This is a genomic window from Chitinophaga sp. (genome assembly GCF_035761305.1).
Taxonomy (GTDB): Bacteria; Bacteroidota; Bacteroidia; order Chitinophagales; family Chitinophagaceae; genus Chitinophaga.
Window position 1 is genome coordinate 17451 of record NZ_DASTRI010000132.1, and the last position, 25572, is coordinate 43022.

The 25572-nt window shown below is 51.4% G+C and carries 19 protein-coding genes; 14 read left to right on the top strand and 5 right to left on the bottom strand.

Annotation, left to right across the window (positions count from 1 at the left end; translation table 11 throughout):
- The first annotated feature begins 28 nt into the window (after window positions 1-28).
- From VFS25_RS11550 to VFS25_RS11580, 7 genes are all read left to right on the top strand, one after another.
- The gene (locus tag VFS25_RS11550; RefSeq protein WP_326462298.1) at window positions 29-2152 is read left to right on the top strand and encodes a T9SS type A sorting domain-containing protein; all 2124 of its coding nucleotides are present in this window, start codon (window positions 29-31) and stop codon (window positions 2150-2152) included.
- A 52-nt stretch (window positions 2153-2204) separates the two neighbouring features.
- On the top strand, window positions 2205-2507 hold the full coding sequence (locus VFS25_RS11555) for a hypothetical protein (protein ID WP_326462299.1): 303 nt from the start codon (window positions 2205-2207) through the stop codon (window positions 2505-2507).
- A gap of 187 nt (window positions 2508-2694) precedes the next feature.
- A complete protein-coding gene (locus VFS25_RS11560; RefSeq protein WP_326462300.1) occupies window positions 2695-5028 on the top strand; it encodes a GAF domain-containing protein in 2334 nt (777 codons plus the stop codon).
- Between the two features lie 196 nt (window positions 5029-5224).
- Entirely contained in the window at window positions 5225-10510 is a 5286-nt protein-coding gene (locus tag VFS25_RS11565; RefSeq protein WP_326462301.1) for a HAMP domain-containing protein, read from the top strand.
- Window positions 10511-10661: 151 nt separating this feature from the next.
- Entirely contained in the window at window positions 10662-11921 is a 1260-nt protein-coding gene (locus VFS25_RS11570; RefSeq protein WP_326462302.1) for a sensor histidine kinase, read from the top strand.
- A 22-nt stretch (window positions 11922-11943) separates the two neighbouring features.
- Window positions 11944-12744: a HipA family kinase gene (locus VFS25_RS11575; RefSeq protein WP_326462303.1), complete on the top strand. Its 801-nt coding sequence runs from the start codon at window positions 11944-11946 to the stop codon at window positions 12742-12744.
- Window positions 12722-13105, top strand: a complete 384-nt coding sequence (locus tag VFS25_RS11580; protein WP_326462304.1) for a DUF3037 domain-containing protein — start codon at window positions 12722-12724, stop codon at window positions 13103-13105. The genes VFS25_RS11575 and VFS25_RS11580 overlap by 23 nt, the downstream gene beginning before the upstream one ends.
- Here VFS25_RS11580 and VFS25_RS11585 read toward each other — a convergent pair.
- Window positions 13100-13375 (bottom strand): hypothetical protein, encoded by a 276-nt coding sequence (locus VFS25_RS11585; protein WP_326462305.1) that lies wholly within the window; start codon window positions 13373-13375, stop codon window positions 13100-13102. The two genes, VFS25_RS11580 and VFS25_RS11585, sit on opposite strands and share 6 nt — an antisense overlap.
- Window positions 13376-13627: 252 nt before the next feature.
- Between VFS25_RS11585 and VFS25_RS11590 the strand changes: the two genes are divergently transcribed.
- Both VFS25_RS11590 and VFS25_RS11595 read left to right on the top strand, forming a co-directional pair.
- The gene (locus VFS25_RS11590) at window positions 13628-15670 is read left to right on the top strand and encodes a beta-L-arabinofuranosidase domain-containing protein (RefSeq protein WP_326462306.1); all 2043 of its coding nucleotides are present in this window, start codon (window positions 13628-13630) and stop codon (window positions 15668-15670) included.
- Window positions 15671-15707: 37 nt separating this feature from the next.
- A complete protein-coding gene (locus tag VFS25_RS11595) occupies window positions 15708-16793 on the top strand; it encodes a 1,4-beta-xylanase (protein WP_326462307.1) in 1086 nt (361 codons plus the stop codon).
- A gap of 166 nt (window positions 16794-16959) precedes the next feature.
- Here VFS25_RS11595 and VFS25_RS11600 read toward each other — a convergent pair whose 3' ends face one another.
- Window positions 16960-17346 carry an SPW repeat domain-containing protein gene (locus VFS25_RS11600; protein WP_326462308.1) on the bottom strand — a complete coding sequence of 129 codons (387 nt, stop codon included), beginning with the start codon at window positions 17344-17346 and terminating at the stop codon, window positions 16960-16962.
- 168 nt (window positions 17347-17514) lie between these two features.
- On the opposite strand from VFS25_RS11600, the gene VFS25_RS11605 reads away from it, so the two are divergent.
- Complete coding sequence (locus VFS25_RS11605) at window positions 17515-18507, top strand: nucleoside hydrolase (RefSeq protein ID WP_326462309.1); 993 nt, start codon at window positions 17515-17517, stop codon at window positions 18505-18507.
- Here VFS25_RS11605 and VFS25_RS11610 read toward each other — a convergent pair.
- Window positions 18504-20156, bottom strand: coding sequence for a carboxylesterase/lipase family protein (locus tag VFS25_RS11610; protein WP_326462310.1), 1653 nt, complete (start codon window positions 20154-20156; stop codon window positions 18504-18506). The two genes, VFS25_RS11605 and VFS25_RS11610, sit on opposite strands and share 4 nt — an antisense overlap.
- A 191-nt stretch (window positions 20157-20347) precedes the next feature.
- Window positions 20348-20554, bottom strand: coding sequence for a hypothetical protein (locus VFS25_RS11615; RefSeq protein ID WP_326462311.1), 207 nt, complete (start codon window positions 20552-20554; stop codon window positions 20348-20350).
- Window positions 20555-20893: 339 nt separating this feature from the next.
- On the opposite strand from VFS25_RS11615, the gene VFS25_RS11620 reads away from it, so the two are divergent.
- The 3 genes from VFS25_RS11620 (at window position 20894) to VFS25_RS11630 (ending at window position 22283) form a co-directional block, all read left to right on the top strand.
- Window positions 20894-21358, top strand: coding sequence for an SRPBCC domain-containing protein (locus VFS25_RS11620; protein ID WP_326462312.1), 465 nt, complete (start codon window positions 20894-20896; stop codon window positions 21356-21358).
- On the top strand, window positions 21333-21671 hold the full coding sequence (locus VFS25_RS11625; protein WP_326462313.1) for a metalloregulator ArsR/SmtB family transcription factor: 339 nt from the start codon (window positions 21333-21335) through the stop codon (window positions 21669-21671). The genes VFS25_RS11620 and VFS25_RS11625 overlap by 26 nt, the downstream gene beginning before the upstream one ends.
- A 156-nt stretch (window positions 21672-21827) precedes the next feature.
- On the top strand, window positions 21828-22283 hold the full coding sequence (locus tag VFS25_RS11630) for an NUDIX domain-containing protein (protein ID WP_326462314.1): 456 nt from the start codon (window positions 21828-21830) through the stop codon (window positions 22281-22283).
- A gap of 2 nt (window positions 22284-22285) precedes the next feature.
- On the opposite strand, the gene VFS25_RS11635 is transcribed toward VFS25_RS11630, so the two are convergent.
- Window positions 22286-22954, bottom strand: coding sequence for an FAD-binding oxidoreductase (locus VFS25_RS11635; protein WP_326462315.1), 669 nt, complete (start codon window positions 22952-22954; stop codon window positions 22286-22288).
- 196 nt (window positions 22955-23150) lie between these two features.
- Between VFS25_RS11635 and VFS25_RS11640 the strand changes: the two genes are divergently transcribed.
- Window positions 23151-25572, top strand: a 2422-nt coding sequence (locus tag VFS25_RS11640; RefSeq protein WP_326462316.1) for a peptidase S41, incomplete at its 3' end; no start/stop codon positions are given.

Sequence of the window (25572 nt, forward strand, 5' to 3'; positions counted from 1 at the left end):
TGCAGTTGTACCAAATTCCATGTCAGTAATGAAAAAACTGTTACAAGTATTGTTTGTACCGGCCCTCCTGTGCGGCCCTTCTGTTACCCAGGCACAGGTAGCCACGCCTGCCCAGGCAATTATCGGAAAAACCATTTGCGGCTACCAGGGATGGTTTAACTGTTACGGCGATGGCTCGCCGGTAGCCCGTTGGCGGCACTGGTCTGCCGGGCAGTATAATTCCAACACCGGCAGCCCGGCGCCCGGCGCCATTACTTTTGAGGCCTACCCGGATGTAACGGAATATCCCGCCAGCCAGCTGTTCCAGACCAACCTGGGTAACCTGAACGATGGCCGGCCGGCAAAGCTTTTCTCATCTTACCCTTATGAAACCGTTGACCTGCATTTTAAATGGATGCAGCAAAATGGCATTGACGGCGTTGCCCTGCAGCGCTTTCTGGGCGAAACCCGCGACGGCGTGTTTAAAAGCCAGCGCGATAGCACCGCAGTACGCATGCGCCGCGCAGCTGAAAAATACCAGCGCATCTTTTATATCATGTATGATATGAGCGCAGATGATACCACGTATTTCAAAAACGACTGGCTGCACATAGAGAACGACCTGCAGGTAACCAGCTCGCCCTACTATGCGCACCAGGATGGTAAGCCGGTGATCTGCATCTGGGGCTTTGGCTTTAACAGCCGCGTAAACGCGCCAGCCGCCAGCCTGGCCATTATCAACTGGTTAAAAGGCAAGGGCTACTACGTAATAGGCGGTGTGCCCACTTACTGGCGTACCGGCAATAATGACTCCTGGAGCGGCTACAGCCAGGTGTACAACGCCTTTGATATGCTTTCTCCCTGGTCAGTAGGGCGTTTTTCAAATACCAGCGGTGCGGATAATTTTGCCGCTAACCTGGTAGCGCCGGACCTGGCTTACTGCAATGCTAACAATATTGACTATCAGCCCGTGCTGTTTCCCGGTTTTGCATGGAGTAACTGGAACGGGGGCACGCCTAACCAGATACCGCGCAGCAAAGGCGAGTTTTTCTGGCGGCAGCTGTACAATATTAAAAACCTGGGCTTTACCACCAGCTACATTGCCATGTTTGACGAGTATGACGAAGGCACGGCCATTACTAAAATGGCCGACAGTTATTTTGCCGTACCCAATAACCAGTACTTTTTAACCACCAGCGCCGACGGCACTTTTATTGGCCCGGATTTTTACATGCGCCTGGCCGGCCAGGCCACCAAAGTGCTGAAAGGCACTGCACCGCTTACTGCCAATGTAACCATTCCATACGCCACTGCGCCGCTGTGGTTCCGTACCAGCATGGAGCCGGGCTATGATGCTACGCTTACCTGGACCGACAGCCCGGACCCCAGCTCCATACCCAGGAACGTAAGCGCGCCCATATGTGGTATAGTAAGCAATGAAACCAGCCACACCGGCCCGTCCTCAATACGTGTAGCCGGTACCGATAATGCTGCCGCCGGCGGATCGTATTATTACTTCCGCGCCTTTGATGTGAACATACCGGTAAACGCCAATACCAAACTCAGCTTTTGGACCTTTCCCACCAATAACCTTTCCCGTTATGTAACAGTAGACCTTGTTATGACAGACGGCACCAACCTGCGTGATATTGGAGCTACAGACCAGAACGGCGTTTCCATGCACCCGGGCGCAGGCCATGGCACGGTAAATACCTGGCAGCGCATTGTGTGCAGCATTGGCAACTGGCTGAACGGCAAAACCATTGACCGCATTATGATCGCCTATGACCATGGCGCAGATACCGGGAACTTTAAAACCTATTTCGACGACATTGTGATAAGCGATACCGCCAGCAGCCTGCGTACCGTACCAGCGCACCCGTTTGCAGACAGTGTGTACAAAACACTTGTAAACAGCCAGAGCAGGCTGCTGCAGGTGTACCCGCAGCCTGCTGCCAATACCGCTATTCTTAAATTCGGCAATGGCTGGAAAGGTACCGGCTACCTCACCATTTTAACCGCTACCGGTGGAGTGGTTGGCCGCCGGGTAATTAATATTGAAAGCGGGCAGGCCACTCTGCCGGTGAATGAGCTGCCGGGCGGCATTTACTTCCTGCGCATTAACCGGGGCGGGCAGGTAGTTACGCAAAAGCTGGTGGTAGTGCATCCGTAGTTTTTTTGTTATCTTAGGAGAGGATTACGGATAACATTTAAAACAGGGTAAAATGGAAGTACATTATGATACCGTTGCAAATGCCATTGAAGCATTGCGCAAACAAGGATATACAACTGACTTTAACATTGAGGGCAACTACCTGGTGAGCGAAAAAAGCCGCCTGCACCTGGATCATTTTACAATTGTAGATGTATACCGTTACGAAGGCAACACCGACCCGGCCGATGAAGCCGCTGTATATGCCATTGCATCTGCAGACGGCACTGAAAAGGGCGTGCTGGTAACCGGTTATGGAATGTCTTCTGATCCGCTCTCTACCGAAATGCTGCAAAAGCTCAGCGTACATCCATAGCACCGCAGTTAAAAACATTTTTACAGCGCTATGCCCGCCCGGCGGGCATAGCTTTTTTTTTAATGGATGGCCCGGCCGGTATGATAGTTGAGGAAAACATAACAAAGACTTAACATTGCTCACGGTAAACCATTAAATTTACCTGTCCATTTTAAATACCGGTACCGTACCGGGGGGCAACAACAACATGAAGAATTTTATACTGGATGCGTCTGACAAGCAGGCTTACACATTACCGATTGATGCGGCCCTTTCCTTTGACCCGTTTATCACCTGCCTGAAAAAGCGGACAGAAAACGAGCCTACTATCAAGGCCGGCTTTTATAAAAGCGCGCTGCAGCAGTTTGAAAGCTGCCGGGTAAGTGACCTTACGCTGCAAAATATTAACCAGTATGAAACCCTCCTGGAACATATATATGCCTGCAATACCTCCCCGCTGGCCAACCAGCACGAACTGGCCTGGGGGCTTAGCTTCCCTTTTCAGCCCTGCTTTTTTTACGGTACGGATAAGCTGTACCAGCTGCTGAACCAGAAGGCGGCGCCCGATGGTTATGAAGGCACCAAAACGCCTGAAGACCATCTGCGGGAGCGCCTGCAGCTGATATATTCGTTTATCCTTAAACGTTTATACAACTTCGAGGTGCCGGTAAAAAAAGGAATATCCCATGCAGGCACCAACATTAACACGGGCCTGCTCGAATATTACAGCGTAAACGTGAACACCGATTTTATTGCGGTTACTGCCAAAGGCGAGCTGCCTTCGCTGGACTGTAACCGCCTGTACATGCACCTGAGCGAAGGCGCCAGCTATGAGATCATGCAGGAAATGCTGCCCCTGGAGCTGTTTTCCTTCCGCGGCATTGGTATGGTAACCGTAACGGATATTACCCCGTATAAGGCGGTAGATAATATCCGGAAGGTGCGCCTGAGCCGCAACCCCGGCGATGCTGTTTCCGGTAATGAAACCGTTATACAGTCGCTGAAAACACTGGTGCGCAATAATAAAATTGAGTTCGACCTGTTTCCTTTCGTGCATATAAACGATGAGCCGGTGTATGGCTTTGAAAAAACAGGCACCGGTATTCTCTTTTCCGTATGGGGAGAGGAAACCCTTTCGCCGGAAGATTTTAAGCAGCAGGCAAGCTCCTATGCAGCCAATCCCAGCTTTTTTTTCTCCCCGGATATTTTCACGGAAGCAGATAAGAAAGAATATAGTTTCCTGCAGCGTTTCTGCAAGCTGGGGGTAAGATCCCTTGCCCTGATGCCCGTTTTTCATGAGCATACGCCGGTGGGCGTGCTGGGCGTGCACACCTGGGGCGACGACCAGTTCGATGAAAAAACACTGGGCCTGCTGGAACCTGCCATTGGCGCTATTGCGCAACTGCTGCAGGTGTATATCGATGAATTTAACCTGGAGATAGAAGCCATTGTAAAGGAAAAATTTACCTCTTTGCAGCCTGCGGTGCAATGGAAGTTTAATGAAGCCGCCTGGCATTACCTGCAGCGGAAAAAGAAACAGCTGCCTGCGCGCACCGAAAATGTAATTTTTAAGGATGTGTACCCGCTGTACGGCGCCATTGACATCCGCAACTCCACCCTGGAAAGGAACAAGGCCGTACGCGCCGACCTGGATAATCACCTGCGCCTGCTGTCGGGGATGCTGGAGAAGGCGCAGGAACGGCACTCGTCTACCCTGTTGGAAGAAGCGCTGTTCAGCTGCGGTAAATGGAAACAGGTATTACAGCAGGAGGAATGGAATGCCACGGATGAAACCAACCTTAATTTCTTTTTAACAGAAGGCACCCTTCCTTACCTGAAGCACCTGTCGCAGCAGGAGCCCGCTGCCCGTGCAGATATTGAAAAATACATGCAGCTGATGGATAGGGGAGATGGGGCCATACAGCAGCATCGCCACGCGCTGGAAACATCCATGCAAATGATCAATAACGCCATCAATAATTATTTTGAAACAGAAAAGGACAAGCTGCAGCAGGATTATCCCTGCTACTTTGAAAAGTTCCGTACCGATGGCATTGAATATGATATTTACATAGGCCAGTCCATTACCCCGCACCGGGAGTTTGACCACTTCCACCTTAAAAACCTGCGCCTGTGGCAGCTGTCATCCATGGCCGCCATTACAAAGCTTACCCGCTCCCTGCTGCCGGAAATGCCGTTGCCGCTGCGCACTACCCAGCTCATATTTGCCCATGACCGCACCATCGATATCAGCTTCCGCGCGGATGAAAGAAGGTTTGATGTGGAGGGCACCTACAACATCCGGTACCAGATGATCAAGAAAAGGATCGATAAAGTACATATCCGTAATACCGACGAACGTTTAACGCAAACAGACAAGATTGCCCTCATTTATTTTAACCGGAAAGATGTAGAGGATTACCTGCCCTACCTGCAGTACTTGCAGGAAACAGGGGTGCTGCAAAACAACCTCGAAGAGCTGGAGCTGGAAGAGCTGCAGGGCCTCAGCGGGCTAAAAGCTTTCCGGGTAGGAGTAGTTTAAAATATTAGCCTTTGTAAACATATTACATTATCTTTATTTTGAGTTACCTGTTACATTGTATCGCCGGACTGGCGGCCTCTTCCGTGTGAAGCCGCTATACAGGTGTGTCCCGATAATTAACATGCAGGTGTTGTATTGAAATTGAAAGATGGGTTAACTTACATGCCATTCCTTTAATTGCTCTAATGCCGCGAAAATGAATACCAGGAAAAAAACCAATGGCGCAGTAGTGCCGCAGGGCAAGGATGCAACTAAAAAAAAATTGCCTGCCAACAGTAAAACAGGAAAATCCAATATTGTTCAACAGCAGCTGCAGGATGAGCTGGATAACCGCCTGCTGCTGCAGGTGCTCTCCGAAGTGAAGGGCGGTAATTTCAGCGTGCGCATGCCCGTTGATAACATAGGACTGAGCGGAAAAATATGTGATACCGTAAACGAAATCATTACGCTGAATGAAACGCTGGTAGAGGAGCTGCTGCTGGCCCGCAACACCATTGGCAAAATGGGTAAGCTGAACCACCGCGTATCTATGCCCCGCACGGCCAAAGGCGCGTGGAGCGAAGCCGTAGGCTCCCTTAATACATTAATATCCGACCTGGTGCACCCCACCATTGAAATAGCGCACGTGATCAGCTCCGTGGCCAAAGGCGACCTGTCGCAGGAAATGACGCTGCAGATAGAAGACCATGAGCTGCAGGGCGAGTTTGCACGCATAGCCACGGAAGTGAACGGGATGGTAAAGCAGCTGAACCTGTTTTCCCGTGAGGTAACGCGCGTGGCCCTGGAAGTGGGCTCCGAAGGTAAGCTGGGCGGCCAGGCTAAGGTAAAAGACGTGGCGGGCGTGTGGAAAGATCTTACCGACTCCGTGAACCAGATGGCCGATAACCTTACCGCCCAGGTGCGCAACATTGCAGATGTAACTACCGCCGTGGCGCGCGGCGACCTGTCCAAAAAAATCACCGTGGATGTGAAGGGAGAGATCCTGGAGCTGAAAGATACCATTAACACCATGGTGGACCAGCTGAACTCCTTCTCCTCAGAAGTAACGCGCGTGGCGCGTGAGGTGGGTACAGAAGGTAAGCTGGGCGGCCAGGCCACGGTAAAAGGCGTGGGCGGTGTATGGAAAGACCTTACCGACTCTGTAAACCAGATGGCCGGCAACCTTACGGCCCAGGTGCGCAACATTGCAGACGTAACTACCGCCGTGGCCCTGGGCGACCTTTCCCGCAAAATTACCGTGGATGTGCGCGGCGAAATACTGGAGCTGAAGAACACCATCAATACCATGGTGGACCAGCTGAACTCCTTTGCATCGGAAGTAACGCGTGTAGCCCTTGAAGTAGGTACGGAAGGTAAGCTGGGCGGCCAGGCCAAAGTGCAGGGCGTAGGCGGTACCTGGAAAGACCTTACCGACTCTGTGAACCAGATGGGCTCCAACCTTACCGCGCAGGTGCGTAATATCGCGGAAGTAACTACCGCCGTGGCCAAAGGCGACCTGTCGCGCAAGATCACGGTAGATGTAAAAGGTGAAATATTAGAGCTGAAGAACACCATTAACACCATGGTGGACCAGCTGAACGCATTTGGTTCGGAAGTGTTCCGCGTGGCGCGTGAGGTAGGCTCCGAAGGTAAGCTGGGCGGCCAGGCCGATGTGCCGGGGGTAAAAGGCCTTTGGAAAGACCTTACCGACTCCGTGAACATCATGGCCTCCAACCTTACATCGCAGGTGCGTAACATTGCGGAAGTAACCACCGCCGTGGCCAACGGCGACCTGTCGCGCAAAATTGAGGTGGATGTAAAAGGAGAGATACTGAAGCTGAAGAACACCATCAACACCATGGTGGAGCAGCTGCGCTCCTTTGCGTCGGAAGTAACGCGTGTGGCGCGTGAGGTGGGTACAGACGGTAAGCTGGGCGGCCAGGCCTTTGTGCCCGGTGTGGCAGGTACCTGGAAAGACCTTACCGACTCCGTAAACCAGATGACGGGTAACCTTACCTCCCAGGTGCGCAATATTGCGGAGGTAACAAAAGCCGTGGCCTCCGGCGACCTGTCAAAGAAAGTGACCATAGATGTAAAAGGTGAAATATTAGACCTGAAAAACACCATCAACACCATGGTGGACCAGCTGAACTCCTTTGCCTTTGAGGTAACGCGCGTGGCGCGTGAGGTAGGTACAGAAGGTAAACTGGGCGGCCAGGCCGAGGTGCAGGGCGTGGGCGGTACCTGGAAAGACCTTACCGACTCTGTGAACATGATGGCCTTTAACCTTACCAACCAGGTGCGCGGTATTGCCAAGGTGGTAACCTCCGTGGCTACCGGTAACCTGAAGCAAAAGCTCTCCATTGTATCGCGCGGTGAAGTGGCGCAGCTTACAGAAACCATTAATGAAATGATCGATACCCTGGCGGTGTTTGCCGACCAGGTAACTACCGTGGCCCGCGAAGTGGGCGTGGAAGGGCGTTTGGGCGGCCAGGCCAGCGTGCCCGGCGCATCCGGCATATGGAAAAACCTGACGGAGAACGTGAACCAGCTGGCGGAAAACCTGACCACGCAGGTGCGCGCTATCTCCGCGGTAGCATCTGCCGTAACCAAAGGCGATCTTACGCAAATGATCCGCGTGGAGGCCAAAGGTGAGGTGGAAGAGCTGAAAGATACCATTAACCAGATGATCGCCAACCTGAAGGAAACCACGCTGCGTAACCAGGAGCAGGACTGGCTCAAATCCAACCTGGCCAAATTTACGCAGATGCTGCAGGGCCAGAAAGACCTTAACACGGTAACCCGCCGCATCCTGTCGGAGCTGGCGCAGGTAGTGCAGGCGCAAAAAGGTATGTTCTACATCCTGGAAGACGAGTCGGCCAATCCCAAGCTCAAGCTGTTTGCAGCCTATGCCTACGGCGATGAGGTAAGCCTGAGCCGCGAGTTTTCGCTGGGACAGGGCCTGGTAGGGCAGTGCGCCGTGGAAAAAAGGCAGATACTGCTTACCAATGTGCCGGGCGACTATATTAAAATAAGCTCCGGCCTGGGCGAAGCTACGCCGTTGAACCTGATAGTGCTGCCGGTGTTGTTTGAAACGCAGATCAAAGCAGTAATAGAGCTGGCCTCTTTTGATACCTTTAACCAAACCCACCTCGACTTTTTAAGCCAGCTTACGGAAAGTATCGGCATTGTGTTAAACACCATTGAGGCCAACTCCCGTACCGAAGCGCTGCTGGAGCAATCACAGTCGCTGGCCGATGAGCTGAGAAGAACCAATGAAGAGCTGCAGGATAAAGCCCACCTGCTGGTGAAGCAGAAAGAGGAAGTGGAGGAAAAGAACATGGAGGTGGAAGAGGCGCGCCGCTCACTCGAAGAAAAAGCAGAGCAGCTGCAGCTTACCTCCAAGTATAAATCAGAGTTCCTGGCCAACATGTCGCATGAGCTGCGTACGCCGCTGAACTCCCTGCTCATACTCGCGCAGCAGCTGTATGAGAACCATGAAGGTAACCTGAGCGAAAAGCAGGTGCGTTATGCCAAAACCATTCACAGCTGCGGGGACGATCTTATTCAGCTGATCAACGACATCCTGGACCTGTCCAAGATCGAGTCGGGCTATATTTCAACCGACTTTATCAATGTACGTTTCGGGGAAGTGGTAGCCTTTGTGGAAACCACCTTCAAGCATATATCCGAAAGCAAGAACCTGCGCTTTAGCATTATAATGGATGAAAAGCTGCCGCAAAGCCTGGAAACAGACGTGCAGCGGCTGAACCAGATATTAAAGAACCTGTTGTCCAATGCCTTTAAGTTCACGGAAAAAGGAGAGGTAAGGTTACGCATATACGAAGCAGAGCGTAACTGGAAAACCGCCAACAGCAGCCTGGATAATGCCGACCGGGTAGTAGCGTTTGAGATTAAAGATACCGGCATTGGTATTTCAAAGGATAAGCAGAACATCATTTTTGAAGCCTTTCAGCAGGCAGAAGGCTCTACCAGCCGTAAATACGGCGGTACGGGCCTGGGGCTGTCCATCAGCCGCGGCCTGGCCGACCTGTTAGGCGGCTCTATTGAGCTGGAAAGTGAGGCCGGCAGAGGCAGCAGCTTTACCCTGTTCCTGCCCTTGCAGTATAACCCTGCTGATATTGAAAAAGAAATAGCCAGCAGCCTGAAACCCGGAGAGTATAAGCTGCCAGGGGGAGATAACAGCGACGTGCTGCATTCCGTACCTACAATACGGAGCGATGTACGGAGCGATACCCGCGACCTGGAAGGGCTGAACGAGATCATTAATGAAACCGGCGACGACCGCACCCACATCACGGAAAGCGATAAGGTGATCCTGATTGTGGAAGATGATGTGCGCTTTGCCAAGATCATGCTGGAAAAGGCGCATGAGATGGACCTGAAAGTAGTGGTGGCTACTACCTTCAGCGAAGTGTTTGATCTTACCAACAAGTTCAATCCCATTGCAGTAACGCTGGATGTGAAGCTGCCCGATGCCAGCGGCTGGCGCGTGCTGGACCTGTTTAAGAACGACGTGAACCTGCGGCATATTCCCATTCACCTTATATCAGGTGAGGAAAACCGCCTGCTGGCCATGCACCGGGGCGCCCGCAGCTTTAACCTGAAGCCCATGAAAACAGAGGCGCTTACAGTATTGTTCAATAGCATTATTGAGCAGGATAGCCGCAAGTCAAAACGCGTGCTGGTGGTAGAAGATAACCAGGCAGAGGCCAGCCAGATAGCCAGTGTGCTGGATAATGAAGACCTGATAGAAATTGAAGTGGCGGATAACGGCAAGGCAGCGCTGGAAAATATCAACAATAACGCCTACGATTGTATTATTGCAGATTACATGCTGCCGGATATTGACGGGGTGGATTTTATTACCAATGTGCATGCGCTGAACAAGTATAACACCACACCGGTGATCGTTTACTCCGCCAAGGACTTTTCCGTTAAGGAAAAGAGCCGCATTAAGCAGTACGCCAACAAAATATTGCTGAAAGGCGTAAGCAGCCTGGAGCTGCTGCTGGAAGAAACCGTGATGCAGCTGCACCTGAACCACCAGGCGCTGCAGCCGCAAAAGCGGAAAATGATAGAAGAGCTGCGCTCCCGCAAAGATGTGCTGCTGCATAAAACAGTGCTGGTGGTGGATGATGATGTACGTAACCTGTTTGCCCTTACCACCGCCTTTGAACGGTACCAGATCAATACCATCACGGCGGAAAGCGGCAGGGAAGCCATTAATATTATGGCAGAGAACAACCATATAGATATTGTGCTGATGGATATTATGATGCCGGAAATGGATGGATATGAAACAATGCAGAAAATAAGAAGAGAGCATAAGAACAGCGCATTGCCTATTATTGCGGTTACCGCAAAAGCCATGAAGGGCGACCGCGAAAAGTGCCTGGAAGCAGGCGCTTCCGATTATATTACCAAACCGCTGAAAATTGACCAGCTGTTATCGCTCATGCGCATCTGGCTGTACAGATGATTTAAAATATTAAATGTAAAAGTCAGTGACAGTGCCATTAAACAAGGTATTGTTTTTAAACTGGAAGCAGTACGGGCGCTTATCCAACATTCACTTATCCACACTTTTACATTTAATATTTTACATTTAGCATTTTACATTTATTAAAACTATGGGGTTGCAGGAAAATGATCCGATTAAAATATTAGTAGTAGATGACCGGCCGGATAATTTGCTATCCATCTCCTCTATACTGGAGCGGGAAAGCTATATTACCGTTAAAGCAGGGTCGGGCCGGGCGGCATTAAAAATATTGCTGCAGGAGTACGACTTTTCTTTGATACTGATGGATGTGCAAATGCCCGATATGAACGGGTTTGAAACCGCGTCGCTTATTTACCAGCGTGACCGGTTAAAGAATATTCCTATCATTTTTATTACCGCTTACAGTCATGAAGAAGAAGCCATTTTCAAAGGCTATAAGGTAGGCGCGGTAGATTTTATTTATAAGCCTGTGAACCCGGAAGTGCTGCGCATGAAGGTAGGCGTGTTTGTAGAGCTGTACCGCAAAACGCAGTCGCTCAGGGAGCAGGAGCAAAAGCTGCTGAGCATTAACGCCTCCCTGCAAAAAGAAATTGAGGAAAGGGAAGCCTCCGAACAAAAGGTGCGGGAGCTGAACCGGCAGCTGATGCAGAACAACCAGCGCCTGAAAGCCGCTAATGAGGAGCTGGACCGCTTTGCCTACATTGCCTCACACGATCTGCAGGAGCCGCTGCGCAAGATCCGTATGTTCAGCGACCTGATTGTGCAAAAAAAGCCCACCATAAATGAGCTGGATAAGCACGTACAGAAAATTACCAATGCCACGGAACGTATGCAGCAGCTGATCAACGACCTGCTGCGCTTTTCGCGGCACTCTGTAGGCAAAGGCGACTTTGTGCACACCGACCTCAATTTTGTGCTGCGCGAAGCGGTGAGGGAGCTGGAGCTGAAGATACAGCAGGCGCAGGCCCGCATTACTATCGACGAGCTGCCCAGCACCTACGTGATCCCAACGCTTATACAGCAGGTGTTCCATAACCTTATTGCCAACGCCATTAAGTTCAGCAAAAAGGGAGTAACGCCGGAGGTGCACATTTATGCCAGGCACGGGGTAGCGCCTGCTTTCCAGGATAATCAACGGGAAGGGCTGTACTATAACATTTATGTAAAAGACAATGGTATTGGCTTTGAAACCAAGTACCTGGACGATATTTTTATTCCTTTCAAACGCCTGCACAGCTATCATGAAATAGAAGGATCAGGCATCGGCCTGTCTATCTGTAAAAAAATAATGGAGCAGCACAACGGCTTTATAACGGCCACCAGTGTGCTGAACGACGGGGCTACCTTTGTTATCGGCATTCCCGAAAGCCAGATCACCTTAACATAAACAGCGCGGCCGCACAAGTAGTATGAACAATAACACATCACCCATACGCACTGTAAATGTAGTACGGTATGTAACGCCTTTACGTGAAGGCGGCTCTATGCCGGCCATTGCAGAAGCAGATGACGATTTCCTGTATGTGCTTAAATTCCGGGGCGCAGGGCAGGGCGTAAAGGCGCTGATAGCGGAGCTGATCGGCGGGGAAATTGCCCGCGCATTGGGGTTAAAGGTGCCGGAAATTGTATTTGCCGATCTCGATACCGCGTTTGGCCGCACCGAGCCGGATGAGGAGATACAGGACCTGCTGAAAGCCAGCGTAGGCCTTAACCTGGGCCTGCACTACCTGAAAGGCGCTATTACATACGACCCTGCTGTTTACACCATTGATGCCCCATTGGCTTCGCAGATCGTGTGGCTCGACTGCCTGCTCACGAATGTAGACCGCACGGCGCGCAATACCAACATGCTTATGTGGGGCCGCGAGCTGTGGTTAATAGACCATGGCGCCTCCCTGTATTTTCACCATACCTGGTCTAACTGGAAAGAGCATGCCCTGCGCCCCTTTGCGCAGGTAAAGGATCATGTGCTGCTGCCGCAGGCCACGGGGCTGGAGCAGGCAGACAAGGCCGGCCGCGCCATACTAACGGAAGAGCGCATCCGCGCCATTGTATCGCTGGTGCCCGATGAGTGGCTGCTGGCCGATACTCGGGAAGCAGGTAATGCAGCGGAACGCCGCGAAGTGTATATACAGTTCCTGGAAACACGCATCGCATCATCAGAAATTTTTGTAAAAGCCGCACAACATGCAAGGGAAGCTCTTATTTGAATATGCTGTTATCCGCATTGTTCCCAGGGTGGAGCGGGAGGAGTTCATCAACGTGGGCGTTATCCTTTATTGCAGGGAGCGTAAGTTCCTGCAGGCGGTATTTACATTAAATGAAGAGAAGCTGCGCGCGCTGGCGCCGGGTATAGATGTGCAGGAGGTAAAGGATTATTTGCAGGCATTTGAGCAGATATGCTGCGGCGGCAATAAAGGCGGGCCTATTGGCCGGCTTGATACTGCCCTGCGTTTTCGCTGGCTCACTGCCACGCGCAGCACCATTTTACAAACCTCCCGCGTGCATACCGGTTTTTGTGACGACCCTGCCGCCACGCTGCAAAAGCTGCATGCCCAGCTGGTGCTATAACAGGTAAATGAACCCGCCGCTTATACCCATGCCGATAATGCCGCCAATAACCGCGGCAACAGCATCCAGCACCTCATGATGTCCCCTGCCGGTTACCAGCGAAAACAGCTCAAACCCATAGCTTACCGCAACCACAGCCGCAAAGGTAAGCAGCGTAACCTGCACCGGCCTGCCGGGCAGCAGCAGCCAGGCCACGCTTTGCAGGATGGCGCCCATCAGGATGCCTACGTAGAAATGCGTCCATTTATCCGGTCCTATTTTCTTGAGCATAGTAAGCATGTAAAATACTGAATGTAAAAGTTATACAGCAAACGGGATATACAAAAAATGAGATGATTTGTTAAAATAATGATACGATATGAAAACTTCCGGTGCGCAAATAGCAGTTACTTCACCGTTCAAAGCACAAGGGAAAATGTAAACAGGAGGGCGCAGGTAAACGTTATGGTAAGTAATATAGCGCCCTTCCTTTTACCTTTTACATTTTATATTTTGCATTTTACATTTTCTAAATAAGTTGTAATGTATCAATGCATCCGTAAAACGCTGCTGCTGTCAGGCATGGTTATGGGGTTAACCTGCAGCAGCACGGCCATAAAGGCACAAAGCAAAAACACGTTCACCAAACCCGGATATATTGCGCTGCCGCTGGGCAGCATTCATCCCAAAGGCTGGCTGCTGCACCAGCTGCAGATTATGCGTAAAGGCACCACAGGCCACCTGGATGAAGTGTATGCCAAAATAAAAAAAGATAACGGCTGGCTGGGCGGCAAAGGCGATGGCTGGGAGGAAACGCCTTACTGGCTGGATGGCGCCTTGCCGCTGGCTTACCTGCTGGATGACCAGGCGCTGAAAAACAAGGTAGGCAAATATGTAAACTGGGTGCTGAAGCACCAGCGCCCTTCCGGCTACTTTGGCCCTGTTACCAAAGCGGAAAGGGACGATAGCAGCGTAACCATTGGCAGCAATAACGCCGGCCAGGGAGAGGACTGGTGGCCCAAAATGGTAATGCTTAAAGTGCTGCGGCAGTATTATATGGCCACCGGTGATGCCCGGGTTATTCAATTTATGACTAAATATTTTGAGTACCAGATGCAGGTGCTGGATGCAGTGCCTATTGGCAAATGGACAGACTGGGCGGCTGCACGCGGCGCAGACAATGCCATGATAGTGCAGTGGCTGTACAGCATTACCGGCGATGCACGCCTGCTGCGCCTGGCCGCGCAGATTGAAGACCAGTCGTTCCCGTGGAGCAAATGGCTGGGCGGCCGGGATTGGGTGATGAACGCCGCGGCCCACCAGAATAACGACAGCTGGATGCACCGCCACGGCGTAAACGTAGGCATGAGCATTAAAGACCCGGCCATCCAATACCAGCGTACCGGCGACAAAAAATACCTGCAGTACCTGAAAACGGGCTTTACAGATATTATGACCCTGCATGGCATGCCTTACGGCATGTTCTCTGCCGATGAAGACCTGCACGGCAATAACCCCGTACAGGGCACAGAGCTGTGCGCCATTGTAGAGTCAATGTTCTCCCTGGAAGAGATCGTCGGCATTACCGGCGATCCCCTGTATATGGATGCGCTGGAAAAAATGGCCTTTAATGCGCTGCCTACCCAAACTACCGATGATTATAATAACAAGCAGTATTTCCAGATAGCCAACCAGGTGCAGGTAACAAAGGGCGTATTCAACTTTTCGTTACCGTTTGACCGGGAAATGAATAATGTATTTGGCATGCGCAGCGGCTATACCTGCTGCCTGGCTAATATGCACCAGGGCTGGACAAAATTTGCCTCCCACCTTTGGTACGGCACGCCGGATAAAGGCCTGGCGGCGCTGGAATACAGCCCCAACGACATTACCTGTACCGTAGGCGCTTCCAACACCGGCATTACCATTAAGGAAACCACCGGCTACCCGTTTGACGAAGCCATTAACTTTGAGCTGCTGCCGCAGCAACCCGTGAGCTTTCCGCTGCAGCTGCGCATCCCGTCATGGTGTAAAGAGGCTGTGATAACGCTGAACGGGCAGGAGCTGCGCCGTGAAAAAGGCGGACAGGTAATCACTATCAACCGCAGCTGGAAAAAAGGCGACCAGCTGACATTACAGCTGCCCATGGAAATAACCACTTCTGAATGGGGCCATAACTCCCGCGCAGTAGAAAGAGGACCGCTGGTATATGCCCTGAAGCTGCAGGAAAAATGGGTAAAGGCAACGGATGAGAAGGAAGGAGATTATTACAGCGTATATCCGCAGGGGCCGTGGAATTACGGGCTGCTCGAAGCACAGGTAAAAGACCCTGCGCAGCTGCAGGTAAAAAAGGTACGGCCGGTAACCGGTGATTTTGTATGGAACCTGGCGCATGCCCCCATTGAGATCACTGCCGCAGCGAAAAAAATACCGGGATGGACGCTTTACAACGACATAGCGCCCACACCCGTAACAGAACGTTCCGGTATTTACAAAGGCAAGGTAAATGACCAGGTTGAAAAGATCACCCTCATCCCCTACGGCTGCACCAAAGTAAGAGTGGTGGCCTTTCCCGTAGTAAAGTAAGCACGTTATTGAAACTGAAAATAAAAATTACATCACCATGCGAATAAAAAACTTTATACTGCCTGTAATTGCGCTTTGCTTTGCTGTAAATGTGCAGGCGCAGAAAAAAAAGCAAACAACAACTGCAACCCCGGGCCAGCAATGGTCTGTAGAAAAAGCAAACGAGTGGTACAGCCAGCATAAATGGCTGAGCGGCGCCAACTACATACCTGCCAATGCCATTAACCAGCTGGAAATGTGGCAGGCCGATACCTTTGACCCCGCTACCATTGATAAGGAGCTGGGCTGGGCAGAAGGCATTGGCTTTAACACCATGCGCGTGTTCCTGCATTCAGTAGCCTGGCAGCAGGACCCTGAAGGGTTTAAAAAGCGCGTAGACCAGTTCCTGGCTATTGCAGACAAGCATCATATTCAGCCCATGTTTGTTTTCTTTGACGATGTTTGGAATAAAACACCCAAGCCGGGTAAGCAGCCCGAAGTAAAACCCGGCATCCATAATTCCGGCTGGATGCAGGACCCCGGGCAGCCTGCTTCCAGCGACCCGGCCAACTTTCCGCAGCTGGAAAAATATGTGAAAGATGTATTGGGCGCTTTTGCGCACGACAAGCGCATACTGCTGTGGGACCTTTATAACGAACCTGGTAACAGCGGCAAAAGGGACTCTTCCCTGGCATTGCTGACCGGCGTGTTTCAGTGGGCGCGGGAAGTAAACCCCGATCAGCCTATCAGCGCCGGCCTGTGGGCCTGGGACCTGGAAAAACTGAATACTTTTCAGCTAACACATTCCGACATAGTTACCTATCATGATTATGAGGAGCCGCAATGGCACCAGCGTGTAATAGACCTGTTAAAAGCCAGCGGCCGTCCGCTGATTTGTACAGAGTACATGGCCCGTACGCGCAACAGCCGTTTTTCCAACATCATGCCCATGCTTAAAAAGGAAAATGTAGGCGCTATTAACTGGGGCTTTGTAAGTGGTAAAACCAATACCATTTATGCCTGGGACACGCCGCTGCCCGATGGCAGCCAGCCGATAGAATGGTTCCACGACATTTTTAACCCCGATGGCACTCCTTACCGCCAGGATGAAGTGAACCTGATTAAGAAGCTGAATGGCAAATAAAATCTAAAATGTAAAATACCAAATGTAAAATGTAAAAGTGAGTGCAGTGTTTACCGGCTTAATAGCGCCACCGCTGCATTCACTTTTACATTTTACATTTTTCATTTAATATTCTACATTCCCTCAAACCCATATATTTCAGCAGTAAAACACCTGTTCAAAAGAATCAGTGAACAACAGTCGTACGGCGTTGCAGCCTGCTGTTGTGATACGGTACGCGCTTGGTGGTTAACGAAACGGCTATTTCAAACAGCCCTATAACCAGGTGAGGCGCCCATACCTGTCCGGCAAAGCCAAACAGCCAGGGCGAAACGGCCAGCAGAATGCCGGCTGCCAGGTCCAGCAACAGGTGCACCCCCATGGGTATGGAATGAGAAAGGCTAAGCTCATAATCTGTGAACAGGCTGTACAGGATAGTGCCCGCACCCAGTATCACAGGCACCCAGGTTTCAGCTCCGCCTGCGGCAAAACCCATTGCCCAGGGGGCAACAATCAATAGCACGCCTACCAGGTAATCCAGGTAGCCATGTGTGCTGGTTTCAATAACTCGCATAATCACGCATTTTAATGGATAAACAATAAGAATTGTCTTTATAACCGGTACAAACTGTAAGCCATAAAAGACCTTACTCCGGCGCATGCAGGCAGCGTATCTATTGTTGCAGGGGAAGTGTGGAAATTCGGCCATAATCGCCTAACTTCAGGCATTTACAGCTTATTTATGGCACGAAAATCATATTTACTGTTTGCTTTTTTACTGGCAATGATAATACGTACACAGGCGCAGCAGCAGCCGCTGCCCGTTATACTCGATACCGATATAGCCGGCGATTATGATGATGTTGGGGCGCTTACGCTTTTACATGCTTTTGCGGATAAAGGGGAGGCCCGCATACTGGCCGTAATATCATCCAATGCATTTGAAACAACGGTGCCCACCATCAGTGTGCTGAATACCTACTTTAACAAACCGCACATACCTGTTGGCATTACCCGGAAGTCTGCACCCAACGAAAGCTGCCCGCAGCAATGGGCGCAGGCCATTATTGCCAAATATCCCCATAACCTTACAGGCAATGCGCAGGCCGAAGAGGCAGTAGCGCTATACCGCCGTATACTGGCGCAGCAGCCCGATCATTCGGTTACCATTATCACCATTGGCTTTTTCACGAACCTGGCAGGTTTGTTAGCTTCCAAAGCAGATGCATATTCTGCGCTGAACGGGCGGCAGCTGGTAAAGCAAAAGGTAAAGCAGCTGGTATCAATGGCTACCAGCCTGCCCGTAGGTAAAACAACCGGCAGGGAGTATAATGTGTATATAGACGCACCTGCGGCACAAACGGTACTGGCGCAATGGGAAACACCGGTAACATTAAGCCCGTTTGAGGTAGGGGAGCAGGTGCGTACCGGTATTCCACTGATAAAGGATAAAAGCATTCAGCACAGCCCTGTAAAAGATGCTTTTGCCATAGCCCTTGCCAAAGACAAAGATACCATTGGCCGTATGAGCTGGGACCAGACAGCTGTTTTTGCCGCCATCCGCGGTATTACCCCGTGGTTTAACAGCCGTAAGCTGAACCTGCGTATAGAAAAAGACGGCAGCAATACGCTGATACCCGGCACGCGCTTCACCTACCTGGAGCTGACGGGCAGCCAGGCAAAAAAATTACAGCAGGAAATTGAAAAGCTGATGCATCACCAGCCGGCGCATTAATGCGCCCGTTCCCGTTGCCGGTCCAGGAACAGGTAGCGTGCGCGGTGCTGCTCCGGCTCCATGCGCGTATGCACGTCAATATGCATTACCGGTACATTATCCGTGCCCGTTATAGCGGGCCATTTGGGTAAGCCCGGCCCGTTGGGATCTGCATTTTTAACAAAGTTGGCAAAGTACGCCTGCATAATGGCAGATACTTTATAGTCATCCGGCTGCCAGTTATATACCTTATTTGACGACAGGTTGCCCATAGCATATTCTATTTCTGCGGAGTGTACCGCGCCTTTTGCGGCAGGCGGTTTGGCCGCCGTTGCCTTTTTATCGCGGATAACGCCGCCGGCCAGCCCGGGAGCGGCATTGCCCATGGAGGCGTTCATGGCCGGGCGCGGCCTTGAGAAAAGATAACGGAACACCGGCTCGCCGCTGGTTTTTACATGATCATCTATCCACTTCCAGGTGCTGAAGCTGATGAAGCGGTCGCTGGCAAGGTCAGTGGCTACCTGCTCCACATCTGCATCAGTAGCAGGGTTGTACAGCTGCAGCATGCTGTCGGCCAGGGCAGCATTACTATATAGCTTGCGCACTGCTTTTTCAAAATTCTCTTTTGTAAGCGGCTGGTTGCCTAAAATAGCCTGGTAGCCCATTTCCTGCGAGTTCCAGCCGGCCAGCAAAGGCACGTGGGCCTGTTCGCCTGCGGCATATACTTGATAGGGGTCTTTGGTAAAGAAATAACCATCAACGGTAACGGGAAAACGAAATGCGCCAAACCGGGTAGCTGCCTGCAGCAGCGAGTCTGCCGGCAGCGCGCGCAGCTCCTGCAGGGACCCCGCGCCTATGCTTTTTGCAAACTCCACGCCTGCAGCTTCTCCTTTCGCCAGCGGTACGGCGGATAAGGCGCCCAGTACAGAGCCGCTCTCGCCAATAGCGCCTGCAAACAGGTCCTTAGCCAAAGGTGAAGCCATTTGTGCGCTTACGGCAATGGAACCAGCTGACTCGCCTGCAATGGTTACCCGTTTGGGATCGCCGCCAAAAGCAGCAATATTTTCCTTAACCCATTTCAGCGCTGCCCATTGATCCATTAAACCGTAGTTGCCCGAAGCATGGGCCGGCGACTCCTTTGTAAGCCCGGGGTGGGAAAAGAAACCGAACACGCCCAGGCGGTAATTGACCGTAAGCGATATAATACCTTTACGCGCCATGCTTTCGCCGTCATACCGCGGCTCTGACCCGTCGCCGGCTACAAAGCCGCCGCCGTAAAAGTATACCAGCACAGGCAGCAGCTTACTGCTTTTGCGGGCAGGGGCCCAAACATTCAGGTACAGGCAGTCTTCGCTCATGCCGTCGGAACGGAAGTTCATATCGCCAAAAATGGGCGCCTGCATGGTGCGCGGTCCAAAGTGATCTGCTTTGTGGATGCCGGTCCATGCAGCAGGCGGCTGCGGCGGCTGCCATCTTAAATTACCTACCGGCGGCGCCGCATAGGGAATGCCTTTATAGGCAAGCACGCCGCTTTTTTCAATAATGCCGGTAACGGAGCCGTAGGCTGTTTTTACAGCCGGCGCAACGGCTGCCGTATGCTGCGCCCGGGCAGGTAAGACGAAAAGCCCGCTTAGGCAGGCCAGTAATATAGCTGGTAATACTTTTTTCATGGTTAACGGATTAGACGTGGACAGATGTTGATCAGCAGATCAATTTATGTTTTTTGTTCCAGAAAGCCAACTTTGCTGTATAAACGACAATAAAAAAGGACGTACCGTGATGCGGTACATCCTTTCTTTAATCCTGGCTGTTATACTATTACAACAACCTCCGGGAAAGGTATTATTATGAAAGACTGGATTTAGCGGGATTGTTTATGGCTTTCCGGCGCTTTCTTTAATTCTTCTTTTTGTTTGGTCAGGTCAGGCCGTGTTTTGTCGGCTCCCTTGTTCTGGTTTTCGCGTTCTGTTTGCTCAATAGCTGCTTCGGACTGTTCTGCTTTCCCGGTCAGATCTTCCTTTCTGAATAAAGTGTCCGGCTGCCTGTTATTATTTTCTCTCCGTGCCATGATCGTTACATTTTATGGTGAACGAATATCTGTTATAAATGGCACAAAGAACAGGCCATAAACAGCTTCCACCCTGCTAAAAGCAGCGTCAGCAGCAGTAAGGTGTTGCGTTTGTTACACAAAGCTGTGGCGCTGGCTGCCAGCCTAATTTGGCGCCATGACGGGTTGAGCATGCCTGCTCAAATGCAATGCGGCTAGTCCCTGCAATGCGTGTAATCCGTTTAATTTGTATAGCCTGTTTTTTTGGCAGCAACTGTTGTCTGGAAAAAAAATTCCGGGAAAAAATGCGTAATCCAAAAGTTACATATTATCTTTGGGTAACTTAAAAGTTACATATTTATGCAAAGGGACCTTCATATCAAATGGTTTTATCCGTACCCGGTAGAAACAATCTGGCAATGCCTTACAGACCCTGACCTGCTGAAACAGTGGTCGTTGAACGCGGGCAATTTTAAAGCAGAAGTAGGTTTTAAATGGATGATGGTGCAACCGCCCCGCCCTAAAATGAAATGGGATGGTAAAACCTATTTTGAAGTGCTGGAAATAGTGCCGTTGCAAAAGCTGGCATACAGCTTACAGGGCGGCCCGGCTGAAGGGGTTATTACGCTGGACACCGTGGTTACCTGGAAGCTGTACCCCCAAAACGGCGGTACAGAGCTGCACCTGCACCATACCGGCTTTAAAGGCCCGCGTAATATTTTTACCAGCTTTATTATGGAAATGGGCTGGAAGAAAAAAGTGATCAAAAGACTGGAAAAAGCAATGCAACAATTTATCCATGGCCAAGAACAAAACAACCGTTGATTGTTTCCAGGCGCTCTCCGATCCTAACCGGCGGGAGATACTGATGATGCTTACCAAAGAGAAGCAGAACATCAACGCCATTGCAGACAATTTCAACATCAGCCGGCCCGCGGTATCTAAACACATAAAAGTGTTGTACGACAGCGGGTTTATTACCATTACCACACAGGGGAGGGAACGCTACTGCGAGCTGCAGCAGCAGGGCTTTGACGAGCTGAGGGAATGGATCAGCTTTTTTGAGGCCTACTGGACCAAAGAGCTCAGAAGGCTGGAAAATTTTTTACACGCAAAGCATGGGCGGAAAAAGAAGTAACAAATGGCGTCGCCGGCGTTCGTGCTTAAAAAACAGCAGCTGCGGAAGGCAATACATTTGCGGGAATTCCTGCCTGTATTGGCGTAATATCATCGGGAATAATAAAAGCATTTAGCGCGTGTTTTGGTAAATTGTATTGCAACAAACCCGTGTATCATGGCCAAACAAAGCGCCGGTATTTTAATGTACAGGAAACAGGCCGGCGGCCTGGAGGTGCTGCTGGTGCATCCCGGCGGGCCTTTCTTTGCCAGGAAGGATGCCGGAAGTTGGACCATTCCCAAAGGCGAATACCCTGAAAGCGAAGCCCCGCTGGATGCCGCCATCCGTGAGTTTGAAGAGGAAACCGGTTACCGCCCCTCCGGTAAGTTCATACCCTTGCGGCCTGTTAAGCAAAAAGGCGGCAAGGTGGTACAATGCTGGGCGGTAAGCGGAACGCTGGACCCCGCGCATATTGTAAGCAATACATTTGAGCTGGAATGGCCGCCCCGCAGCGGTAAAAAGCGCACCTACCCCGAGGTGGACCGCGCTGCCTGGTTTAGCCTGGCCGATGCCCGGCAAATGATGAACGAGCGGCAAACCGCTTTCCTGGACGAGCTGGAAACCCTGGTATAGCGTTATTGCTCAAACACCAGCAGGTCGGGCTTTGCCCCCAGCGCTTCCAGCGCCTGGTTAATGTCGGCTATCATCTTATCGGGACCGCATACATAAAAGTGTTTATTGAAATCAGGGATCCGGGCTTCCAGGAAAGCGCGGTTAATGAGGCCATTGTCATAGCCTTCTTTCTTTTCCCGCGTAAGGGTAAAACGGGCATTACGGCCCAGCATGCGGTTTAGCTCTTCCTCATAAATAATATCGGCAGCTGTTTTGTTGGAAAAGAACAGGATGTTATCTGCCAGGTTGCCTGCTTTATGCAGCATGCGTAAAATGGCGATAAACGGCGTAATGCCCGCGCCGCCGGCAATAAAGTAGCCGGGGCCCTTGTAGGCAATGGCGCCCCATACGTCGCGCAGTATCAGCTCATCGCCCTCCTTCAGCTGGTGCAGCTGGTTGGTAACGCCGTTATGGTCGGCATAGCGTTTAATGGTAAACTCCAGCCAGGGCGCGTCTTCCAGCGCAGTAAAGGTAAAAGGCCGCGCTTCGTCTTCCCAGCCGGCTTTGTTAACAGATACCTCCGTGGCCTGCCCGGGTACAAACCGGTAACCGGCGGGCTTCTCCACCCGGAAACATTTTACATCATGCGTAACCGGCTGTATGCTCATGATTTTTACAATATGCTTTTCCATAAAGGCGTGTTTTTATATAGTAATATAACTTTTTTACCGGAGCTATACAGCAGGCTGCTTGCCTTTGCTACCCCTTTACAGCCACTTGTCAATTAACAGTACGGGAAAAGCCGGGTTTTTTTATTTTGCATAGTCACCGTTATGGAACGGCAATGCACAACCCATTGCCGGCAACAGAATCAATCTTTAAACGCTTATGAACAAGTTCCTTTTTACATGTGCAGGCCTGCTCATGGCCGCCTTTACCTATGCACAGGATAATGCCCTGTGGCTGCGTTACCCCGCTATTTCGCCCGATGGCAAAACCATTGCCTTTGGCTACAAAGGGGACATTTACCGGGTAGATGTGAACGGCGGTATAGCCGTACCGGTTACTATTCACGAAGCACAGGACATGATGCCGGTGTGGAGCCACGACGGCAAATACCTGGCCTTTGCCAGCGACCGTTACGGCGATTTTGACGTGTTTGTAATGCCTGCTACGGGCGGCACGCCGGTAAGGCTTACCACCAACAGCGCCCGTGATTACCCCTACGATTTTACGCCGGATAACAAGCAGGTGCTGTTTGGAAGCGGCCGTAATGCGCCGGCTGCCAGCGTGCGTTTCAGCACCCATTTATTCGACAACCTGTACACCGTGCCCGTTACCGGCGGCCGGGCCATGCTGCTCAGCGCCGCCGGCGCAGAGTGCGCGCACTATAATTCAAAAGGCGATCAGCTGGTATTCCAGGACCGTAAAGGGTATGAAGATCCCTGGCGCAAACATCATACTTCCGCTGTTACGCGCGACATCTGGCTGTATGATATTAACAAAAAAAGCTACCAGCAGGTATCTACCTACGAAGGGGAGGACCGCGAGCCCCTTTTTGCCGGGGACGATGCCGTTTATTACCTGAGCGAAAGGGCGGGCGGATCGCAAAACCTTTTCAAAGCCGTGCTGGCGCAGAAAGACAAACCGCAGCAGCTCACCCATTTTGACAAACACCCCGTGCGGCACCTCTCAAAGTCGGACGATAATACCCTTTGCTTCACCTATAACGGTGAGATATATACGCTGAAAGAAGGCTGGCAGCCCCAAAAAGTGAACATAAAAGTGTTTAACGATGGCGGTACTGCCACCGAAAAATTCCTGCCTGTAAACGGGAACATCACCGAGTTTGCCATGAGCCCCAATGGTAAGGAAATGGCCTTTATTGCACGCGGTGAGGTATTTGTAACCAGCGTGGAAGGCAACATGACCAAGCGCGTTACCAATACTCCCCAGCAGGAAAGGATGATAAACTGGTCGCCCGACGGCAAGCGCCTGGTATACGCCGCAGAACGTAACGGCAACTGGGATATTTACCAGAGCACGGTTGTACGAAAGGAAGATCCCTACTTTTTTGCAGCCACGCTGCTAAAGGAAGCGCCGCTGGTTGCCACGGCAGCAGAGGAATACCAGCCCGTGTTCTCACCCGACGGAAAAGAGATCGCCTATGTAGAGAACCGTAATGTGCTGAAAGTATATAACCTGGCATCCGGCAAAAGCCGTGCGCTGCTGCCGGCAGGTAGCAACCACTCTTATTCCGACGGCGACTGGAGCTTTACCTGGAGCCCGGACAGCAAATGGATTGCCACTGATGACCAGCAGGGTTATTTTAATGTGCGCAACGTAGCGCTGCTGCCGGCCGATGGAAAAGGTGAGCCGGTATATCCTGTTAACAGCGGCTTTGGCGAAGGCAGCGCCAAATGGACCGCCGATGGTAAAATGCTTACCTGGGAAACCAGCAGGGATGGCCGTAAATCACTGGCCCGCCAGGGCAGCCGTGAAACGGATATTTACGCCGTGTTCCTTGACCAGGAAGCGTACGACCGGTATCAGCTGTCCAAAGACGAATTTAACCTGCTGAAGGAAAAAGAGGAAAGCGCTAAAAAGAACGGCAAAGACTCTACCGCGGCAGGCAAGGAAAAAGATACCGTTACTAAAAAGCCGGGACCTTTTAAGCCTGATTTTGAGCACCTGGACAACCGCCAGCGCCGCCTTACCATTAACAGCGCCTCCATTGGCGATTATGTGCTGAACCAGGACGGCAGCAAGCTGTTTTACATGGCTGCGTTTGAAAAAGGCTACGACCTGTGGGTAACAGAGCCCCGTACCGGCGATACAAAAATACTGGCCAAGCTGGGTGGAAGCCCGGGCAGCATTGAGCTGGGCAAGGATGGCAACACCTTGTTCGTAAGCAACAACGGCAGCGTGGTAAAGGTAGACGCCGGCTCCGGGAAAATAACGCCTATCAATATACGCACAGAGCTGGTGCTGAACGCAGCAGCAGAACGCGCCTACATTTTTGACCATGCGTGGAAGCAGGTGAAGGAAAAGTTCTATGATCCCAGGCTGCACGGCGTTGACTGGCAAATGTACCACGATAATTACGCGCGCTTTTTACCGCACATCAACAACAACTACGATTTCCAGGAGCTGCTGAGCGAGCTCCTGGGAGAGCTGAATGCCTCCCATACCGGCGGCCGCTACTCACCGCGCCACCCCGAAGGGGACAACACCGCTTCCATTGGACTGCTGTTTGACGAAACCTGGGGAGCAGACGGCCTGAAGGTAGATGAGGTGAGTGCCGGCGGCC